Source organism: Microbacterium invictum, from assembly GCF_034421375.1.
In the GTDB taxonomy this organism is placed as follows: Bacteria; Actinomycetota; Actinomycetes; order Actinomycetales; family Microbacteriaceae; genus Microbacterium; species Microbacterium invictum_A.
Map to the genome: position 1 here is coordinate 2,325,857 of NZ_CP139779.1, position 19,283 is coordinate 2,345,139.

At 70.5% G+C, this 19,283-nt stretch carries 23 protein-coding genes; 5 read left to right on the plus strand and 18 right to left on the minus strand.

The window, feature by feature from the left end:
• Positions 1-34 precede the first annotated feature (34 nt).
• The 15 genes from T9R20_RS11285 to thyX all read right to left on the minus strand — a co-directional run bounded on the left by T9R20_RS11285 (position 35) and on the right by thyX (position 14,278).
• A complete protein-coding gene (locus tag T9R20_RS11285; RefSeq protein WP_322409404.1) occupies positions 35-460 on the minus strand; it encodes a GNAT family acetyltransferase in 426 nt (141 codons plus the stop codon).
• Positions 457-1,416 carry a tRNA (adenosine(37)-N6)-dimethylallyltransferase MiaA gene (gene miaA / locus T9R20_RS11290; protein ID WP_322409405.1) on the minus strand — a complete coding sequence of 320 codons (960 nt, stop codon included), beginning with the start codon at positions 1,414-1,416 and terminating at the stop codon, positions 457-459. Before miaA ends, T9R20_RS11285 begins: the two co-directional genes overlap by 4 nt.
• Positions 1,413-2,963, minus strand: coding sequence for a tRNA (N6-isopentenyl adenosine(37)-C2)-methylthiotransferase MiaB (gene miaB, locus T9R20_RS11295; RefSeq protein ID WP_322409406.1), 1,551 nt, complete (start codon positions 2,961-2,963; stop codon positions 1,413-1,415). The genes miaA and miaB overlap by 4 nt, the downstream gene beginning before the upstream one ends.
• 56 nt (positions 2,964-3,019) lie before the next feature.
• Positions 3,020-3,709, minus strand: a complete 690-nt coding sequence (locus T9R20_RS11300) for a regulatory protein RecX (protein WP_322409407.1) — start codon at positions 3,707-3,709, stop codon at positions 3,020-3,022.
• Entirely contained in the window at positions 3,709-4,755 is a 1,047-nt protein-coding gene (gene recA, locus T9R20_RS11305) for a recombinase RecA (RefSeq protein ID WP_322409408.1), read from the minus strand. Before recA ends, T9R20_RS11300 begins: the two co-directional genes overlap by 1 nt.
• A gap of 230 nt (positions 4,756-4,985) precedes the next feature.
• Positions 4,986-5,210: a DUF3046 domain-containing protein gene (locus T9R20_RS11310; protein WP_322409409.1), complete on the minus strand. Its 225-nt coding sequence runs from the start codon at positions 5,208-5,210 to the stop codon at positions 4,986-4,988.
• Between the two features lie 13 nt (positions 5,211-5,223).
• Positions 5,224-5,532: a helix-turn-helix domain-containing protein gene (locus tag T9R20_RS11315; protein ID WP_124292917.1), complete on the minus strand. Its 309-nt coding sequence runs from the start codon at positions 5,530-5,532 to the stop codon at positions 5,224-5,226.
• Positions 5,533-5,682: 150 nt separating this feature from the next.
• Positions 5,683-6,195 (minus strand): CinA family protein, encoded by a 513-nt coding sequence (locus tag T9R20_RS11320; protein ID WP_322409410.1) that lies wholly within the window; start codon positions 6,193-6,195, stop codon positions 5,683-5,685.
• Positions 6,192-6,764 (minus strand): CDP-diacylglycerol--glycerol-3-phosphate 3-phosphatidyltransferase, encoded by a 573-nt coding sequence (pgsA, locus tag T9R20_RS11325; protein WP_322409411.1) that lies wholly within the window; start codon positions 6,762-6,764, stop codon positions 6,192-6,194. Before pgsA ends, T9R20_RS11320 begins: the two co-directional genes overlap by 4 nt.
• The gene (locus T9R20_RS11330; protein ID WP_322409412.1) at positions 6,764-9,409 is read right to left on the minus strand and encodes an FtsK/SpoIIIE family DNA translocase; all 2,646 of its coding nucleotides are present in this window, start codon (positions 9,407-9,409) and stop codon (positions 6,764-6,766) included. Before T9R20_RS11330 ends, pgsA begins: the two co-directional genes overlap by 1 nt.
• A 79-nt stretch (positions 9,410-9,488) precedes the next feature.
• Positions 9,489-9,983, minus strand: coding sequence for a GNAT family N-acetyltransferase (locus T9R20_RS11335; protein WP_322409413.1), 495 nt, complete (start codon positions 9,981-9,983; stop codon positions 9,489-9,491).
• A 39-nt stretch (positions 9,984-10,022) separates the two neighbouring features.
• Complete coding sequence (locus T9R20_RS11340; RefSeq protein ID WP_322409414.1) at positions 10,023-11,699, minus strand: ribonuclease J; 1,677 nt, start codon at positions 11,697-11,699, stop codon at positions 10,023-10,025.
• A gap of 59 nt (positions 11,700-11,758) precedes the next feature.
• Positions 11,759-12,736: a 4-hydroxy-tetrahydrodipicolinate synthase gene (dapA, locus tag T9R20_RS11345; RefSeq protein ID WP_322409415.1), complete on the minus strand. Its 978-nt coding sequence runs from the start codon at positions 12,734-12,736 to the stop codon at positions 11,759-11,761.
• A gap of 32 nt (positions 12,737-12,768) precedes the next feature.
• Entirely contained in the window at positions 12,769-13,530 is a 762-nt protein-coding gene (locus T9R20_RS11350) for an SDR family NAD(P)-dependent oxidoreductase (RefSeq protein ID WP_322409416.1), read from the minus strand.
• 1 nt (position 13,531) lies between these two features.
• Positions 13,532-14,278, minus strand: a complete 747-nt coding sequence (gene thyX / locus T9R20_RS11355) for an FAD-dependent thymidylate synthase (protein ID WP_322409417.1) — start codon at positions 14,276-14,278, stop codon at positions 13,532-13,534.
• A 75-nt stretch (positions 14,279-14,353) separates the two neighbouring features.
• Between thyX and T9R20_RS11360 the strand changes: the two genes are divergently transcribed.
• From T9R20_RS11360 to T9R20_RS11375, 4 genes are all read left to right on the plus strand, one after another.
• Positions 14,354-14,818 carry a thioredoxin family protein gene (locus T9R20_RS11360; RefSeq protein WP_322409418.1) on the plus strand — a complete coding sequence of 155 codons (465 nt, stop codon included), beginning with the start codon at positions 14,354-14,356 and terminating at the stop codon, positions 14,816-14,818.
• Complete coding sequence (locus T9R20_RS11365; protein ID WP_322409419.1) at positions 14,811-15,305, plus strand: DUF4395 domain-containing protein; 495 nt, start codon at positions 14,811-14,813, stop codon at positions 15,303-15,305. The genes T9R20_RS11360 and T9R20_RS11365 overlap by 8 nt, the downstream gene beginning before the upstream one ends.
• Before the next feature lie 117 nt (positions 15,306-15,422).
• A complete protein-coding gene (locus T9R20_RS11370) occupies positions 15,423-15,848 on the plus strand; it encodes an OsmC family peroxiredoxin (RefSeq protein ID WP_124292906.1) in 426 nt (141 codons plus the stop codon).
• The gene (locus tag T9R20_RS11375) at positions 15,841-16,791 is read left to right on the plus strand and encodes a TIGR01777 family oxidoreductase (protein WP_322409420.1); all 951 of its coding nucleotides are present in this window, start codon (positions 15,841-15,843) and stop codon (positions 16,789-16,791) included. The genes T9R20_RS11370 and T9R20_RS11375 overlap by 8 nt, the downstream gene beginning before the upstream one ends.
• Positions 16,792-16,826: 35 nt before the next feature.
• On the opposite strand, the gene T9R20_RS11380 is transcribed toward T9R20_RS11375, so the two are convergent.
• Both T9R20_RS11380 and dapB read right to left on the minus strand, forming a co-directional pair.
• Entirely contained in the window at positions 16,827-17,279 is a 453-nt protein-coding gene (locus tag T9R20_RS11380) for a tetratricopeptide repeat protein (protein WP_322409421.1), read from the minus strand.
• Entirely contained in the window at positions 17,276-18,088 is an 813-nt protein-coding gene (dapB, locus tag T9R20_RS11385; protein ID WP_322409422.1) for a 4-hydroxy-tetrahydrodipicolinate reductase, read from the minus strand. The genes T9R20_RS11380 and dapB overlap by 4 nt, the downstream gene beginning before the upstream one ends.
• 37 nt (positions 18,089-18,125) lie before the next feature.
• Between dapB and T9R20_RS11390 the strand changes: the two genes are divergently transcribed.
• On the plus strand, positions 18,126-18,596 hold the full coding sequence (locus T9R20_RS11390; protein WP_322409423.1) for a GNAT family N-acetyltransferase: 471 nt from the start codon (positions 18,126-18,128) through the stop codon (positions 18,594-18,596).
• Positions 18,597-18,641: 45 nt separating this feature from the next.
• Here T9R20_RS11390 and T9R20_RS11395 read toward each other — a convergent pair whose 3' ends face one another.
• Positions 18,642-19,244, minus strand: coding sequence for a histidine phosphatase family protein (locus T9R20_RS11395; protein WP_322409424.1), 603 nt, complete (start codon positions 19,242-19,244; stop codon positions 18,642-18,644).
• Positions 19,245-19,283: the final 39 nt, after the last annotated feature.

Here is a 19,283-nt window from a genome sequence, read left to right on the forward strand (position 1 = left end):
TACGGGCAGGCCACACCATACTCGTCCGGAGAGCTCAGTCCTCGATGAGGCGCTTGCCCGTGGCCCAGGTGTCGAAGTGCTCGAATCCGAGGGCCTCGTAGAAGCCCTGGGCGACGCCGTTCTCGGGCCGCACCATCAGCTGCACCTTGGGGCACCCCATCTCCAGCAGCAGCTCCTCGGCGCGCTCCACGAGACTGCGGGCGATGCCTTCGCCGCGGCGATGAGGATCGCTCGCGAGGTAGTACAGCCATCCGCGATGACCGTCGTAGCCGGCCATCACGGTGCCGACGATGTGGTCGTCGTCGCCCACCGCGACGAGGAAGAGCTCGGGCTGCACCCGCAGCTTGCGGTTGATGTCCTGATACGGGTTGTTCCACGGCCGGGTGAGACCGGTGGTCTGCCAGAGGAGGACGACCGCGTCGGTGTCGCCGGGAGCGAAGGACCGGATCTGCAGGCTCATGCCATCGAGCCTGCCAGACTCTCCGCCGCCGTCGCGCCGTCCATCCACCGCACCCCCTCGTACCGGCGGAACCACGACACCTGGCGCCGCGCGTAGCGACGCGTGAGTGACTGCGTCTGCGCGATCGCCTCGTCGCGCTCGATCTCACCGCGGAGCTCGGCGAGAGCCTGCGCGTAGCCGATCGCCCGCGGGGCCGTGGTGCCGCGCTCGAGTCCCGCTCGCCGGAGGCCATCCACCTCGTCGAGGAGCCCGTCGCGCCACATCTGCTCCACCCGGTGATCGAGGGCGCCAACGAGCTCGGCGCGATCGCGCTGCAGGCCGAGAAGCCGGGTGCGCGGGTACCAGGGGGTCTGCGACGCAGGAAGGGCGCCGCCGTGCGTGCTGTCCCCCTGCGCGAGGACCTCGAGGGCGCGGATTATCCGACGTGTGTTCCGAGGGTCGATGCGCGCGGCGGCCGACGGGTCGGCGTCGCGCAGCCGGCCGTGGAGCACGTCGGGTCCGACGCGATCGAGCTCCTCCTCGAGCCTGACCCTGAGCGCCTCATCGCGCGGCGGGAAGCGGAAGTCGAACAGCACCGCCGACACGTAGAGACCCGATCCCCCGACGAGGACCGCGTCCGCACCCCGCGCATGCAGGCCATCGATGACCCCGCGCGCCGCGGATTGGTACCACGCCACGGCCGCGTCCTCGGTGACGTCGAGCACGTCGAGAAGGTGGTGAGGGATGCCGCGGCGCTCCCTCTCCGGGAGCTTGGCGGTGCCGATGTCCATCCCGCGGTACAGCTGCATCGCGTCTGCACCGACGATCTCGGCGTCACGGCCGGTGGCCCTCAGGGCCTCCACCAGATCGAGCGCGAAGGCGGACTTCCCTGTGCCCGTCGCGCCGATGACGCCCCAGAGACGCGGGCCGCTCTCGTCCGCCGATTTCGTCGGCGGGCCGTCGGAGGTGGGTGTCACACGCCGACGCGGAGGGTGGGGAGCCCGAGCGACACGGCTCGCGGCGCGCCCGTCTCGGCTCCGGGAGCCGGAACCGCGCACGACGCGGCCTGAGCCCTGTCCCACGCGTCGCCCGCGCGCGTGCGGCGGATCCGCAACGGGGCTCCCGCGGGGTCGTCGGCCAGCAGATGGAACGGAGCGGCGTGGGTGATGGTCGCGGTCACCACGTCGCCGGGACGCGGCAGCGGCGACCCGGCCGGGACCTCGAAATGGACGAGACGATTGTCTTCGGCGCGCCCCGTCAGACGATGGGTGGCCGCATCCTTCTTGCCCTCGCCGCTGGAGACCAGGACCTCGACCTCGCGACCGAGCTGGCGCTGATTCTCCTCGAGGCTGATCCTCTCCTGCAGGGCGACGAGCCGCTCGTAGCGCTCCTGGACGACGGCTTTCGGCACCTGGTCGGGCATCGTGGCCGCGGGGGTCCCCTCACGGATGGAGTACTGGAAGGTGAAGGCGCTGGCGAAACGCGACTGCTCGACGACGCGCAGCGTGTCTTCGAAATCCTCGTCGGTCTCGCCGGGGAAGCCGACAATGATGTCGGTGGTGATCGCCGCGTGCGGTATGCGTGCGCGCACGCGATCGAGGATGCCGAGGAAGCGCTCGCTGCGGTAGGAGCGGCGCATCGCCTTGAGGATGCGGTCGCTGCCGGACTGCAGCGGCATGTGCAACTGCGGCATGACCGCGGGGGTCTCGGCCATCGCGTCGATGACGTCATCGGTGAAGGCCGCGGGATGAGGGCTGGTGAATCGGATCCGCTCGAGACCGTCGATGCCGCCGGCGGCGCGGAGCAGCTTGCCGAACGCCTGCCGGTCGCCGAACTCGACGCCGTAGCTGTTGACGTTCTGGCCGAGGAGGGTGACCTCGATCGCACCGTCCTCGACGAGCATCCGGATCTCACTGAGGATGTCACCCGGGCGGCGGTCCTTCTCCTTGCCGCGCAGGTGCGGGACGATGCAGAAGGTGCAGGTGTTGTTGCACCCGACCGAGATCGACACCCAACCGCTGTGGACGTGGTCGCGCTTGGTCGGCAGCGTCGAGGGGAACACCTCGAGCGCCTCCAGGATCTCCAGCTCCGCCTCGTCGTTGTGACGCGCACGCTCGAGAAGGTTCGGAAGCGAGCCCATGTTGTGGGTGCCGAAGACGACATCCACCCAGGGCGCCTTGTCGAGCACGGTCTGCTTGTCCATCTGGGCGAGGCAGCCGCCCACGGCGATCTGCATCCCGTCGCGGGCGTCCTTCCGCGACTTCAGGTGCCCGAGCGTGCCGTAGAGCTTGCCGGCGGCGTTGTCGCGGACGGCGCAGGTGTTGATCACGACGACGTCGGCCTCCTCGCCCGGCTCGGCGGGACGGTAACCGGCGCTCTCGAGCGACCCGGACAGGCGCTCGGAGTCGTGCACATTCATCTGGCAGCCGAACGTGCGCACCTCGTAGGTGCGGGCACTGCCGTCGCGGGCCACGGCGGCAGGCGAGAGGGCGACCAGGGTGGGCGCGGAGGAGGGAGTAGACATGGTGAGGGCAATTCTAGAAGCCCGGGTCTGCGGGCCGGAATCCGCCCGACCCGCACTCAACCGGTCTCTCGCGCCTCCTGAAGCGCCGTCCGCGCGGCCGTGAGGGCCTGGGAGCCGCCGAAGCCGCGGCGGGCGAGCTGCCCGGAGAGCCGGCGCAGCGCCACCTGGGGGTCGAGCCCGACGAGGCTCCGCGCCTTCCCCCGGGCGAACTCCAGTGCCCGTTCGTCGTCGTCATCGGGCAGCTCCGCCAGTGCTGCGTCGGCGACATCGCGCTCGACCCCGCGCTGTGCCAGGCGTCGCGCGATCGCCCGGCGCCCCTCGCTCTTCCGTGCCACTCCGCTCCACACGACCTGCTCGGCCAGGCGACCGTCGTCGAGGTAACCGCGGTCGCAGAACGTCGCCACGAGCGCGGCTGCCGCCTCGCGATCCAATCCCCGGGAGGTCAGGAACGACTCCGCCTCACGGACGGAGAGTCCGCGGGCTCCCAGCCGCCGCAGCAGCGCCCGTTCGAGTGCCACCGCGTCGACGGCGACCTCACCGGGGGCGTCGGCATCGGCGTCGGAATGCGTGGCGTCGGCATCGGACGTCGCCGCGCGGTCGGATCTCGGTCTCGCACTCCTGGACCCACCACCCGTCGACCCCGCGTTCAGTGCGTGGCCGGGCGTGCGCTCCCCCGTCGACCCCGTGAACAGGGGGATGACGGGGGCGAGGTCGTCCTCGCCCCCGCTGTCGACGAAACGGACCATCAGGCCGGGCGTCGCGCCGCGAGCTCGTCGGCGACAGCGCCCCCACGGGGCTGTCCGATGCCGAGCTTGTCCTTGATCTTGGACTCGATGTCGGCGGCGATGTCGTCGTTCTTCAGAAGGAAGTTGCGAGCGTTCTCTTTGCCCTGCCCCAGCTGCTCCCCGTCGTAGGTGTACCAGGCACCCGACTTCTTGACGATGCCGTGCTCGACGCCGAAGTCGATGAGACTTCCCTCTCGCGAGATGCCCACCCCGTAGAGGATGTCGAACTCGGCCTGCTTGAACGGCGGCGCCATCTTGTTCTTGACCACCTTGACGCGGGTTCGGTTGCCGACCGCCTCGGTGCCGTCCTTCAGCGTCTCGATACGACGGATATCCAGACGCACCGACGCGTAGAACTTCAGCGCCTTTCCACCGGCGGTGGTCTCGGGCGACCCGAAGAACACGCCGATCTTCTCGCGGAGCTGGTTGATGAAGATCATCGTGGTGTTGGTCTGGTTGAGCCCACCGGTCAGCTTTCGCAGCGCCTGCGACATCAGGCGCGCCTGCAGACCGACATGGGAGTCGCCCATCTCTCCCTCGATCTCGGCCTTGGGGACGAGGGCGGCGACGGAGTCGATCACCACGAGGTCGATCGCGCCGGAGCGGACGAGCATGTCGGCGATCTCGAGAGCCTGCTCACCGGTGTCGGGCTGGGACACCAGCAGCGAGTCGATGTCGACGCCGAGCTTCTTGGCGTAGTCGGGGTCGAGGGCGTGCTCGGCGTCGATGAACGCGGCGATGCCGCCGGCGCGCTGCACGTTCGCGATCGCATGCAGGGTGAGCGTGGTCTTACCGGAGGATTCCGGACCGTAGATCTCGATGATGCGGCCACGGGGAAGCCCGCCGATGCCGAGGGCGACGTCCAAGGCGATGGAGCCGGTGGGGACGACCTCGACGGGAGCGCGCTCGTCGCTGCCCAGGCGCATCACCGAGCCCTTTCCGAACTGCCGGTCGATCTGAGCGAGAGCCGTCTCGAGGGCTTTCTCGCGGTCGGCGGGTGATGGCATGGTGTGCTCCTTCTGCTCGCGTTCCGTCGCCTGTAGGCTGCCGCGCTCTGCATCGGATGATGCAGATGCTGCGGCAAGGCGGAGGTGTCGTTCGACGCGATTCACGCTAGAAGGGGCCTCCGACATCGACCGTCGACCCGCACCATTCCGTGGATAACCACCGTGCGACACCTGCTGTGCAGGAGCCTACGCCGATCTCGAACGCATCTTCGACGACACGCCGCGTGCGTTCACCCGCGTCGCGGCTCGAGCCGCCCCACGCCGTACCACCGCTCGGGGGGTACGTCGGCCGCGAGGCAGAGGGCGCGCCAGACCTCCCGGGGCGCCGTGCCCGCAGCGAGCGCCTCATCCGCCGTCCGCCCATCGAGGTCGGAGAGCACGAGGTCCGCCGTCAGCGCGGCGCCGCGAGGTCCGAACTCCGCTTCGACGGCGCGCTGGAACTCGCTGCGACGCATGGATGACCGCGCGTCAGCGCAGCGACAGCTCGGCGTCGACGGACGCGACCAGGTCGTCGGGGACGACGTCGGGGAAGGTCTGCAGGCCCTCGAGGACGGCGATGCGGTCGCCGACCTCGCGCATGATGGTGGAGATCGGAACGTCCAGCGCTTCGGCGACCGATGCGAGGATCTCGCTCGAGGCCTCCTTCTGGCCGCGCTCGACCTCGCTGAGGTAGCCCAGGGCCACGCTCGCACGGCTGGCGACCTGGCGGAGGGTTCGCCCCTTCTGCTGGCGGAGGTCACGCAGGACTTCGCCGATCTCGTGACGTACCAGGATCATGTGGGTCCCCTCCTTACCGTTGATTCCGCCGCTGTCCGGGTGAACAACGGTACAACACCGATGCAGTCACACTAATCCTGTGCGCTGGGTGATGGGTGGGAATCACCGAATGTAACCGAGCAGAAACACGACGTGTTCCCGATCCGCCGATCACGTTCTCGCCCGCACTTCGTCGAGTGCCCGGCGGACGGTCTCCGCGCGGACCTCGGCCCGCGTCCCGGCCAGTTCGAGGGGCACCACCACCGAGGTCTCCGGGGTGCGGATCCCGATGAACACGGTGCCCACCGCCTGACCGTCCTGAGGGTCGGGTCCGGCCACGCCGGTGGTCGAGACGCCCACGTCCGCTCCCAGTCGATCGCGCACGCCGGCCGCCATCTGGCGCGCGACCTCGGGATCGACCGCGCCGCGGGTGTCGAGCAGCGTGTCGTCCACGCCGAGGAGGTGGTGCTTCAGATCCGTCGCATAGGCGATGACTCCTCCGCGCACGAGCGACGAGGCCCCCGGCACCGAGACGAGGGTGGCCACCAGCAGTCCACCGGTGAGGGACTCCGCGACGGCGACGGTCCAGCCGCGGCGGGCCAGAGCGTGCAGGAGAGCGGATGCCGCGGCATCCCCCTCTCCCTCGTCCCGAACGCTCTGCGGGTCCGCGCCCGGATCGGTCATGAGCCGCCCCGCGCGCGTCGGGCGCCCCGCACTTCGCTGATGACGTAGTCGATGCCGCTGGCGATGGTGAGGATGACGGCGATCGTCATCGTCACCCCGTTGACCCACCAGATCCATTCGCCCACGAGGGGTGCGAGCGGGAGCAGGGCCAGCGAGAGGGCGACCGACTGCGCGACGGTCTTGAGCTTGCCCATCCAGGCCGCCGCGAGCACATGATCGCTCACGACCATGAACCGATACACGGTGATCCCGATCTCGCGGATCAGGACGACGATGGTAATCCACCACGGAAGCTCGCCGAGGATCGACAGTCCGATGAACGCGAACCCGGTCAGCACCTTGTCGGCGATCGGATCGAGCAGCTTGCCGAGGTCGGTGACGATGTCGTTGCGGCGGGCGATCCAGCCGTCCACGCCGTCGGTGGCGATGGCGACGATGAACAGCGCCGCCGCCCACCACCGCAGCGCACCGTCGGCGCCGGCGTCGACGAGCAGCATCGCGAGGAAGACCGGCGCGACGAGGATCCGCACCACGGTGATGACGTTCGGCAGCTGCCGCGGCACAGCCATCAGTCGCGCCCCGTCAGATCCCACGCGTCCTCGCCGGCATCGGCGTCGACGACGGGCAGACCCTCGAACTGGGCGTCGACCGGGTCGGCGTCGTCCTCCGGAACGTCCTCGCCGCGGATCCGCGCGAGCACGCCCGGCAGCTGCTCGGCGGTGACGAGGACGTCGCGGGCCTTGGACCCCTCCGACGGACCGACGATCTCTCGCGACTCGAGCAGATCCATCAGTCGCCCGGCCTTGGCGAAGCCGACGCGGAGCTTGCGCTGCAGCATCGAGGTCGAGCCGAACTGGGTCGAGACCACCAGCTCGGCCGCGGCGAGCAGGAGCTCGAGATCATCGCCGATGTCGGCGTCGATCTCCTTCTTCTCCGCAGACGCGGCGACGTCGGGCCGGTATTCCGGCCGAGCCTGCTGGGTGACGTGCGCGACGACCTTCTCGATCTCGGACTCGCTGACCCAGGCACCCTGCACCCGGAGCGCCTTCGAGGTGCCCATCGGCAGGAAGAGGCCGTCGCCCTGACCGATCAGGCGGTCGGCACCGGGCTGATCGAGGATGACCCGGGAATCGGTGACGCTCGTGACGGCGAAGGCGAGCCGCGAGGGCACGTTGGCCTTGATCAGACCCGTCACGACGTCGACGGAGGGACGCTGGGTCGCCAGCACCAGGTGGATGCCGCTCGCGCGCGCCAGCTGGGTGATGCGCACGATCGAGTCCTCGACGTCACGGGGCGCGACCATCATCAGGTCGGCGAGCTCGTCGACGACGACGAGGAGGTAGGGATAGGGCTTGAGCACCCGCTCGCTCCCGGCCGGGAGCTGCACCTCGCCGGCACGCACCGCGCGGTTGAAGTCGTCGATATGGCGGAAGCCGAACGACGCCAAGTCGTCGTACCGCATGTCCATCTCCTTCACCACCCACTGCAGCGCCTCGGCGGCCTTCTTGGGATTGGTGATGATGGGCGTGATGAGATGCGGCACACCGGCGTAGGACGTCAGCTCGACCCGCTTCGGGTCGATCAGCACCATGCGCACGTCGGCGGGCTTCGCGCGCATGAGCAGGCTCGTGATCATCGAGTTGACGAAGCTCGACTTGCCCGACCCGGTGGAGCCGGCGACGAGGAGGTGGGGCATCTTGGCGAGGTTCGCCACGACGTACCCGCCGCCGACATCCTTGCCCACGCCAATCGTCATGGGGTGGGTCGACGCCGCAGCGGCGCCGGAGCGCAGAACGTCTCCGAGGGTGACGATCTCGCGGTCGGCGTTGGGGATCTCGACGCCGATGGCGCTCTTGCCCGGGATCGGGGCGAGGATCCGCACCTCGTTGGATGCGACGGCGTACGCGATGTTGTTGGTGAGCGCCGTGATGCGCTCGACCTTCACCCCGGGGCCGAGAGCGATCTCGTACTGCGTCACGGTCGGACCGCGTGAGAACCCGGTGACCCGGGCGTCGACCTGGAACTGGTCGAGGACGCCGGTGATCGCGGCCACGACGGCGTCGTTGGCCGCGGAGCGCTCGCGATGGGGCGTGCCCGCGGCGAGCGCAGCGACCGACGGCAGGCGGTAGGGGGCGTCCGACGAGGTCAGCCCGCCCTCCGTTCCGAGGCCCGAGAGCCCGGGGAGGTCGTCCGCGCTGTCGTCCTGGGCGGCGTCGTCGCGCAGCGCGGTCGACTCCGCGCCGCGGGATGCGGGAAGGGGCGGCCGAGCGGGGATGATCTCGGTGACGGCGTCGGTCGCGGGAGCGACAGGGGTGATCGCCTGCTCGAAGCCGCCTTCGGCGGCACCGGGGGTGAGGAGGGCGGTCAGGTCGTCCGAGGACAGGTCGCTGTCGACATCCTTCTCGCGACCGGTGCGATTGCGACGCCACCACGGCAACGAATCCGCACGGTCGTCGTCGGCGTCGCCGTCAGCCTCGGAGTCGGATGCCGCCGGACCGCTGCCCGTGGTGGGTTCGGCGCCGAACATCCAGGCGTAGAGCTCGCCGAGCCGGCGTCCGATCCGGTTCGGCGGGGTCTTCGTCAGGATGAGGAGGCTGAGGATCACCAGCAGCCCGAGCGCGATGCAGCCCCCGACGTCGGTCAACAGCAGCGCCAGCGGCTCGCCGACCATCCAGCCGAGGACGCCGCCGGCCTCGCTGAGCGCCGGGAGACCCTGGCGGGGCTCGGGGCGACCGCCGAGGACGTGACAGAAACCGGCGACGGCGAGGACGAACAGGGCGAAGCCGATTCCGATGCGCCCGTTGTCGTGTACCGAGGGCGGATGACGGAACAGCCACCCCGCGAGGAGGATCAGGAAGACCGGCAGGACGAACGCCTCGCGGCCGATCAGGCCGCCGGCGGTGTAGGCGCTGATCGTGCGCGCGACGTCGGATCCGATGAAGAACCACTCCACCACCGCTCCGGCGAGCGCGAGGAGCACCAGCAGGAACGGGAAGCCGTCCCGGCGCTGATCCTTCTCGAGCGACTCCAGCCCGAAGGCCCGGAAAAGCCCGCCGACACCGTGCGCGAGCCCCAGCCAGGCGCGCACGACGACGGGAGGTCGTTGCGCGTCGTCGACGTAGGCCTTCGGAGCGGGCGCGGCTTTGCGGGCGCGCGACGGAGCGCCCTTCGCGGGCGCTCGACCATTCTTGGTCGGGGTGGTGCTCCTGGCCATGGTTCGAGCGTAGGCGCCACCACCCGCCTTCGCCCGGAGCGACCCCCCGAACGCCGGGCTTCGGCCCGGGCGGCGGCGCTCAGCGGAGCCGCTTGACCATCGTGTCGCGTCCCATCCCCGACTGCGTCACCGCGAACCCCTCGGAGCGGTAGAGCGTCACGGCGTAGTTGCCCCGCTCGACGCTCAGACTGAGCCGGGACAGACCGCGGCTGCGGGCATGGTCGGCCAGGCTCCGCATGAGCACACGACCGACGCCCTGCGCCCGCCACAGCGGTTTGATCCCGATGATCAACTCGGGCACCCCGGTGCCCACGTATCCGAAGCCCGGGTCGCTGCGCGGGAACACGCGGTACCACGCGGCTCCGATGGCTTCGTCGTGGTCGGCGAGCGCGACGAAACCCTCATCGCCCGGTCGCATCCATCCGGACACGTAACGGCTGTACTCGTCGCTCGCGAGGATCTGGTGCCGAGGACGGGCTCCGCCCTGCCGCCAGTTCGCCGCCTCGACCACCATGTCCGCGAGGAATCCGCCGTCCGCCTGGACGGCGGGGCGGATGCGGAAGGCGGCGGGCATGCGGCGATTGTAGGGCGCGCGACCGGCCGGCGCTCGCGCTCAGGCCTCGATGACCAGCGGCACGATCATCGGACGCCGGCGCAACGACTGGTTCACCCAGCGACCGATGGTGCGGCGGACCACCTGGGAGAGCGCGTGGGTGTCGCGCACCCCGGACTGCGCCGCCTCCGTCAGGGCCGCGGCGATCTTCGGCTTGACCCCGTCGAAGACCTTGTCGTCCTCGGCGAAGCCGCGCGCGTGGATCTCGGGACCGCTGATGATCTTCCCAGTGGCGGCGTCGACGACGATGATGACCGAGATGAAGCCCTCCTCGCCCAGGATCCGGCGGTCCTTCAGGTCGGCCTCGGTGATCTCGCCGACCGTCGAACCGTCGACGTAGACGAAACCGAGGTCGAGCTGCCCCACGACCTCGGCGACCCCGTCGCGAAGGTCGACCACGGTGCCGTTCTCGCCGATGATCGTCCGCTCCGGCGCGATTCCGGTGTCCTGGGCGAGGCGGGCGTTGGCCATCAGGTGCCGGTACTCGCCGTGCACTGGCAGGACGTTGCGGGGCTTGAGGATGTTGTAGCAGTACAGCAGTTCCCCGGCGGCGGCGTGGCCCGACACGTGCACCTGGGCGTTGCCCTTGTGCACCACGTTCGCTCCGAGCTTGGTGAGCCCGTCGATCACGCGGTACACGGCGTTCTCGTTGCCCGGGATGAGGCTCGAGGCGAGGATCACGGTGTCGCCGGGCCCCGGTTCGATCTCGTGGTCGAGGTTCGCCATGCGGCTGAGCACGGCCATCGGCTCGCCCTGCGAGCCGGTCGACATGTAGACGATCCTGTCGTCGGGAAGGTCGCGGGCCTTCTTGTAGTCGATCAGCACACCCTCGGGCACGTGGAGGTAGCCGAGGTCGGACGCGATCGTCATGTTGCGCAGCATGCTGCGCCCGAGGAGCGCCACACGGCGGCCGTGCGCCGCGGCCGCGTCGAGGACCTGCTGGACGCGGTGGACGTGGCTGGAGAAGCTCGCCACGATCACCCGGCGGGGCGCCCGCGCGATCACCTGGTCGAGCACCGGACCGATCGAGCGTTCCAGCGGCGTGAAGCCCGGAACATCGGCGTTCGTGGAGTCGACCAGGAACAGGTCGACGCCCTCCTCCCCCAGGCGCGCGAAGGCACGCAGGTCGGTCAGGCGACCGTCCAGCGGCAGCTGGTCCATCTTGAAGTCCCCGGTCGCGAGGACGGTACCGGCGGGAGTGCGGATGGCGACGGCAAGCGCGTCGGGGATCGAGTGGTTGACCGCGACGAACTCGAGGTCGAACGGCCCCACCTTCTCGCGCCGACCCTCGGCGACCGTGAGGCTGTAGGGCTTGATGCGGTGCTCTTTGAGCTTGGCCTCGACGAGGGCGAGGGTCAGCGACGAACCGATGAGGGGGATGTCGGCCTTTAGCCGCAGAAGATAGGGAACGGCGCCGATGTGGTCTTCGTGACCGTGGGTCAGGACCACCCCGACGATGTCGTCGAGGCGCTGCCGGATGGGCTCGAAGTCGGGGAGGATCAGGTCGACGCCCGGCTGGTGCTCCTCGGGGAAGAGCACGCCGCAGTCGACGACGAGCAGCTTCCCGTCGAACTCGAAGACGGTCATGTTCCTGCCGACCTCGCCGAGCCCGCCGAGCGGCGTGACGCGGAGGGTTCCTGCCGACAGGGCGGGGGGATCGAAGGGTGTGGTGGGCATCTCTCGCCTTCCTGCCGCGCGGCGCGCGGCGGTCGCGGGCTCGTCGAGAGCCGCGGGGGTTATCGCGTGGTACCCGACACCTTCGGCAGCGCGCCACCGGCGGCGGCGTTGCGGTCGGGTCGGAAGTTGGAGAAGTCGGCGCCGGGCACCTCGGACACCAGTGCCAGCTCGTCTTCGATGCGCGCGGCCTCCCACTCCTCGGGACCGACGAGCGGGAGCCGCACGCGGGGGCTTCCGATGCGTCCGAGCCCGTGCAGGATGTACTTCGCCGCGACCGTGCCCGGCACGTGCGTCATCACGGCCCGGACGAGGGGCTCGAGCTTCTTGTGCGCGGCCGTCGCGGCCCCGAGGTCCCCGCTGTTGACCGCGTCGACGATCACCCGATAGGGCTCTGCGGCGATGTTGGCCGTGACCCCGATGAGTCCGGTGGCGCCGATCGACAGGTGGGGCAGCACATTGGCGTCATCGCCCGAGAAGTACATCAGGTCGGTCTGGTTCAGCACGCGGCTGACCTCGCTGAAGTCGCCCTTGGCATCCTTGATCGCGAGGATGTTGGGGTGCTTGGCCAGACGCAGGATGGTCTCGTAGCGGATCGGCACCCCGGTGCGACCGGGGATGTCGTAGAGGATGACCGGCAGGTCGGTGGCGTCGGCGACGAGCCGGAAGTGCGTGAGGATCCCGGCCTGGGTGGGCTTGTTGTAATAGGGCGTGACGATCATGATGCCGTCGGCCCCGGCACGCTCGCTGGCCCTGTAGAGCTCGATCGCATGCGCCGTCTCGTTGGAGCCGCCGCCGGTGATGATGCGGGCGCGGCCCGCCGCGACATCCTTCCCCACCTCGACCAGCCGGATCTTCTCGGCGTCGGTGAGGGTGCTGGTCTCGCCGGTGGTGCCGGTGACGACGATGCCGTCGGCCCCGTGGGCGATGCACGAGTCGATGTGCTTCTCCACGGCGGGCCAGTCGACCTCGCCGTCGGCGGTCATCGGGGTGACCAGCGCGACGAGCACCTGTCCGAAGGGGTTGCCCGTGTGCGTCATGCCCCCAGGCTATCGCCCGCGGCTCTGCGGATTCAGCGGCCGCGGGACGCCGCCGCAGCGACCAGGCCGTCGGGGACCACCCGCGACAGCGCGACGAGCGCCTTGTACCGCAGCGAGGGGACGGACACGGCCCGCCCGCGGGCGACGTCGCGCAGCGACTCCCTGACGACTTCGGGCGCACGCAGCCACAGCGCCGCGGGCACACCCTCCTTTCCCGGGGCAAGGCCCATCCGCTCGTGGAAGTTCGTGTGCACGAACCCGGGGCAGACCGCCGTGACGGTCACGCCGCGGGCCCGGTAGGTCACGTTCGCCCACCGGCTGAAGCTGATCAGCCAGCCCTTCGCCGCCCCGTAGGTGCCGCGCGGCACGAAACCGGCCACCGAGGCGATGTTCACGATCCGCCCGCTCCCCCGCTCGAGCATCCCGGGGAGGACGGCACGCATCAGACGCATCGCCACCTCGACGTGAAGGGTCAGGTGACGCGCCTCGGCGTCGGGGTCGTTCCGCTCGAAGGCGAGGGGCAGTCCGAAGCCGGCGTTGTTGACGAGGAGGTCGATCGGATGCCGCGGGTCGCCGGCGCGCTCCTCGACACGCGCGCGGTCGTCGGCATCGAGCAGGTCGGCGGCGAGGATCTCGACCTCCCCGCCCGAGGCCCGCGCCTCACCGGCCACCCGCTCGAGCGCCGCGACGTCGCGTGCGACGAGCACGAGATCCATCCCGCGAGCGGCGAGCTGCCGCGCGTACTCGGCGCCGAGGCCGGAGCTGGCTCCTGTGATCAGCGCCGTCCGCGCCATGTCAGGGAGCCACCCGGCCACCGGCGGTGAACGCCGCGTGGGTGAGGGGCATGAGTTCGGCCCAGAACGTCTCCATCTTCTCGGCGCACATCTCGATCTCGCGCTGCGGGAAGGAGGGGAAGTGGCTCCCCTCGGCCTTCGTCCGAAGCGACAGGAAGTTCATCAGCGACCGGGCGTTCATCGTGACGTACATCGACGAGTAGATGTTCAGCGGCAGCACGATGCGCGCCACCTCCCGCGCGACGCCGGCCGCCAGCATCCGCTGATAGGTCTCAAACGCATCGACGGCGACCCGGCGCACCCCCTCGTCGACGATCGCGTGCTGCTCGGGCGTGCCGGGGAGGAACTCGTAGGCGCCGGGCTTTCCGACCTGCACGAGGTTGCGGTCCTCGGCGGGGACGTAGAAGACCGGTCGGAGCTCCCGGTAGCGACCCGATTCCTCGTTGTAGGAGGCGATGCGATGCCGCATGAACTCGCGGAAGACGAAGATCGGCGCCTGCACGTAGAAGGTCATCGAGTTGTGCTCGAAGGGCGACCCGTGACGATCGCGCATCAGGTAGTTGATGAGGCCCCGGTCTCTCGCGGTCGCTTCGGTTCCGGCGGCGGCGTCCTCCAGGGTCTGCTCCCCCTGCGTCGACACCCGCGCCGCGAACAGCACGTCGGCATCGGAGGCGCTGGAGCGGACGAGTTCCACCGTCACATCGCTGCGGAACTCGATCTGGGGGCTGGCTGCGGCTTCGTCGGTCACGGGGAAACCCTATCGCCGCGTCATATGTCGTCGCGGAGAGGCCCCTCGACCACAGGTCGATTAGCCTGGTGTGTTGTGGATCTTCTTCCCGCGGTGCTCATCCTCACGGCACTCCTCGCCCTGACCGTCGGCATGGGCCTCCTGCTGCGGTGGCGTGACGGTCGCCCCCGTCACCACGTCGCCCACGAGATCATCGACCCGCTTCGCCTCGGCGCGGACGCATTGGGTGAGCGGGCGACGCTCCTGCAGTTCAGCACCGAGATGTGCGCCCGCTGCCCGAACGTGCACCGGCTGCTCGCAGAGGTCGCCGACCGCCACGACGGTGTCCGCCACCTCGACGTGGACCTGACCTACCGGCCCGACATCGCGCAGCACTTCCACGTGCTGCAGACACCGACCACCCTCATCCTCGACCGTCACGGCGCGATCCAGTCGAGGATCGGCGGAATCCCGGGGCGCGACGTCGTCGAGCTCGAACTGGCGCGTCTGGGAGAGGATGCCGGGGGCCGGGCCCGCTCCGAGGAGACCGCCGATGTCTGAGACCGTCTCTCCGCGAGGGATCGACGTCCGCGCCCCGCGATTCGCCGCATCGATCACCGCCGGACTCCTGGCCGTCGCCTTCGTGCTGTCGCTCCTGGGGGTCGACACCGCAGACGTTGCCGGGCGGATCGCCGACCCGGGATTCCTCCTCACCGCCGCGATCGCCGCGCTCTTCCTGTGGGGCGTCCTCTCACCGGCGACGGCCCCGTGGAGTGTCGTCTTCCGACGCCTCGTCGCGCCTCGGATCTCGCCGGTTCGAGAGCGGGAGGATCCGCGCCCGCCGCGGTTCGCCCAGGGGGTCGGGCTCCTCGTCACGGGTGTCGGTCTTCTCCTCCACCTCGCCGGTGTGCCCTGGGCGCTGCCGATCGCCGTGGCGATGGCGTTCGTCGCGGCGTTCCTCAACGCCGCGTTCGGCCTGTGCCTGGGGTGCCAGCTGTACCTCCTGCTCCAGCGCGGCGGCCTCATCGGACGCCGACGCGCCGCCTGAGCCGGAACCCCGCGCACGCACACCGGCGAACCTCGCGCAACCGGTCGCTCACCCTTCACCGCGCCGTTAGGCTGACCGCGGGACCAGGGGTCCCGACCGTCGACCGAGGAGGTTCCCATGACCATCACGAGCGAAGCCAGCACCGCCTGGAAGGGCGGACTCGCCGACGGATCGGGGGCGGTGACACTTGTGTCGTCGAACACCGGCACGTTCGATGTCAACTGGCGCGCCCGGAGCGAAGGATCGACGTCGACCACGACTCCCGAGGAGCTCATCGCCGCCGCCCACTCGTCGTGCTTCAGCATGGCGCTCTCGCACGCCCTGGGCGAGAACGGCACGCCCCCGGAGTCGATCGACACCACCGCGTCGGTGACCTTCAAGCCCGGGACGGGCATCACCGGCAGTCACTTGAACGTCAACGCCGTCGTGCCGGGTCTGTCGGCCGAGGACTTCGAGCGCATCGCCCAGGAAGCCAAGGTCGGCTGCCCGGTGTCGCAGGCGCTCGCGGGCATCGAGATCACCCTCGAGGCCACGCTTGCCTGAGACCGCAGGCGCCGGCGCGGGCGGGGGCGGGAACGCCGCCCGCCCGCGCCGCGTCGTCATCTCGGGTGCATCCGGCCTCATCGGCAACGCCCTGACCGCGCGCCTGCGCGCAGACGGTGTGCGGGTGACCCACCTCGTCCGCCGTGCGCCGACCGGTCCCGACGAGGTGGAGTGGCTCACGGGTCCCGCCCCGCTCGATCCGGGCGTCCTCGAGGGCGCGGACGCGGTGGTGGGCCTGAACGGCGCGAGCATCGCCCGCTTCCCGTGGACCTCGTCGTACCGCAGCACACTGCTGTGGTCGCGGGTGACGCCCACCCGCGCGCTCGCGCGCGCCCTGCGCGAACTCGGCGACGGCGCTCCCGCGTTCCTCTCCGCCTCGGCGTCGGGGTACTACGGCAGCCGACCGGGTGAGCGCATCACGGAGGCGACCGGGCGCGGCGAGAGCTTCCTCGCCGACATCTGCGGCGAATGGGAAGGAGCGGCGCGGTCGGCGGGCGAGCACACCCGGCTGGTTCTGTTGCGCACCACCGCCATCGTCGACCGCGGGGCGTTCCTGAAGCCCCTGATCCCCCTCACCAAGCTCGGCCTGAGCGGCCCGATCGGGCGCGGCACCCAGGTGTGGCCGTGGATCTCGCTGGAGGACGAGGTCGAGGCCATCCGCTTCCTCCTCACCGCCGACATCGACGGTCCCGTCAATCTCGCGGGGCCTTCGCGTGCCACCGCGAACGACATCGGATTCGCACTCGCCCGACGTCTGAACCGCCCCTTCGTCCTGCGGGCACCGGAGTGGGGTCTGAAGCTGCTCCTGGGCAAGGACCCCACCGCGGCCCTCCTCACCAACGACCAGGACATCGTCCCCGAAGTCCTGCAGCGTGCCGGGTACACCTTCCGTCATCCGACGGTCGAGCAGGCGATCGACGCGGCGGTGTCCGCCGCCGAGTGACCTGTCCCACCGGCGGCGCGGCGGGGATCGGCTGCTCAGCCGCCCGCGCGCCCCTGGCGCTCTCGCCGGATCGCCTCGCGCACGGCCTGTCGCGCGCGGCGCCGGTCGCCGGCAGCATCGTAGGCCAGCCCGAGCCGGTACCACCCCTGCCAGTCGGCCGGATCCTGCGCCACGGCATCCCGGTAGGCCGGGAAGATCGCCTCGCCGTCCTCGCGGACCGGTCGCCCGCTGGGCCGGACGGTCACCGGATCGGCCGGCAGTCCGCCCTCGGCCTCGAGGCGCCGGCCAAGCCTCTCGGCGCCGATGCCGAAGGCGAGCTCCCGCCAGAGCGCCCACGCGGCGATGACCGGCAGGATGACGAGGCCCACCCCGAGGGCGATACCGACGGGGTCGCCGCTGACGAGCAGCAGCCAGGCCCGTTGGGCGACGAGGGCGATGTACAGCGCCAGGAGCACCGCCATCACGGCGACGCCGATCCGCGTCGTCATGCGCCGGTGACGCGGGCCACCTGGCCGGGCACCCCGCGCTCCTCGACGTCGCGAGCGGCGTGCGTCCGCGGCATCCGGATGCCGATGTCGACGAAGCTGTCCAGCCCGACGAGGACGCCCGTGGCGTCGCGGGCGGCATGCAGGGCAAGGCGGATGCCGGGGGCGTAGGCGGCGGCCGGATCGACGGTGTCGTGCGCGATCGTCACCGACTCGCCCGGGCCGGAGAGGATGACCTCCTGCCGCGCGACCACACCCGGTCGTCGGAGGGAGTGGATGGGAACGCTCGCCACCTGCTGACCCCGCGCTCGCTGATCGACGTGGGGGGACTCGACCGGACCCACCTCGGCGCGCGCCGCGGCGATCAGCTCGGCCGTGCGCACCGCGGTGCCGCTCGGGGAGTCCACCTTCGTCTCGCGGTGCGACTCGACGATCTCGATCGATGGGAAGAAGGGCGCCGCGGCGGCTGCCAGGGCCGAGGCCAGCACCGACCCGAGCGAGAAGTTGGGGATGAACACCGCGCCAGTACCCGCCTGGTCCACCAGCGGGCGGATGAGCGCGATGCGCTCCGCCGACCATCCCGACGTGCCCACGAGCACGTTCATGCCGCTCTCGATCGCCGCGCGCACCACGTCGATCGACACCGCGGGCGTCGAGGCGTCGATGACCAGATCAGCGCCGGCGAGCTCGCCGAGATCGGAGCGCGAGGTAAGACGGCCGACGATGTCGACGTCGGGTTCGGCCTCGACGACCGCTTCGATGATGGACCCCAGTCTGCCGGTGTGCCCCACGATGGCCACGCGCGTTGTCATGCCTCAAGCCTAGGTGCGCCGGTCCTAGGCTCGGAGGATGGTCGAGCTCCTCGCGACATCCGTCGACGATCCCGTCGCCCGGTCGCTGCTGACCGCCTACTTCCGCACGCGCGCCGCATCCTTCCCGGGGAACAGGTACACGACGGTCTTCCCCGCACGGGAGGTGTTCGAGCCGCCTCGCGGTGTCTTCGTCGTCGTCGTGGACGACGACGGCACCCCCGTCGGCTGCGGCGGCATCCGCGAGATCGAGCCCGGACCGCGCGGACCGCGCTTCGAGGTCAAGCATCTCTACCTCGCGCCCGAGACCCGGGGCCGGGGGTGGGGACGGATGCTCCTGGCCGACCTCGAGCGCCGGGCCCGCGCCTTCGGAGCGGAAGAGGTCGTTCTCGACACTCACCACACCCTCGAACCGGCGGCACGTCTGTACGCCGCCGCCGGCTACGGCCCGATCGAGGCCTACAACGACAATCCGAACGCGACGGTGTGGCTCGGAAAGCCGCTCTCCTGAGGATGCCCCGACGCCTGCCCTCCGCCCCGTGGACGACGCACCGGCTCAGACCGGGTACACCTCGGGAAGACCCGTGCGCAGCTCGAAGGGAAGGTGGGCCATGTCGTTGTGGGAGAGCACCGTCCACGGCCGGCCCTGCTTCTGCGCGAGCACCGTCAGCCCGCAGTGGGCTTGATTGAGCGTCATCCACCGCCATTCGGGGGTCTGGAGCACCTCGCGGACGAACCAGGCGATGACCGCGTTGTGGGTGATGAGGAGCTCGTGCACCTCTCCGCTCCGGCGGGCGAGGAACTCGCTGACCGCGTCGGCCATCTGCGCGCGACCCGCGTCGACCTCTGCCTCGGTCACCGCTCCGAAGAAGGGCTCGTAGACCGCCGGGGTGTCCTCGCACAGCCCGGTGGGAACGCAGTCGAACAGCAGCGCCGACGGTTCGGGAGACAGCGACGGCATCCGCTCCTTCACAGCCCGCGCCGTCTGCGCGGCCCGCTCGAGCGGCGAGTGCCACACGGCGTCGAACGGCACCCCCGAGAGGCGATCGGCCAGGAGAGCGGCCTGACGCCGCCCGCGAGGCGAGAGCGGGCCGTCGACGAGCCCGTGCTCGGCATCCAGATGCTCGCCGTGGCGCACGAGGTAGAGGTAGTGCGTCACGCTCGCTCACTTCGTCGGGGCTGGGCGCCGGACGGCGCT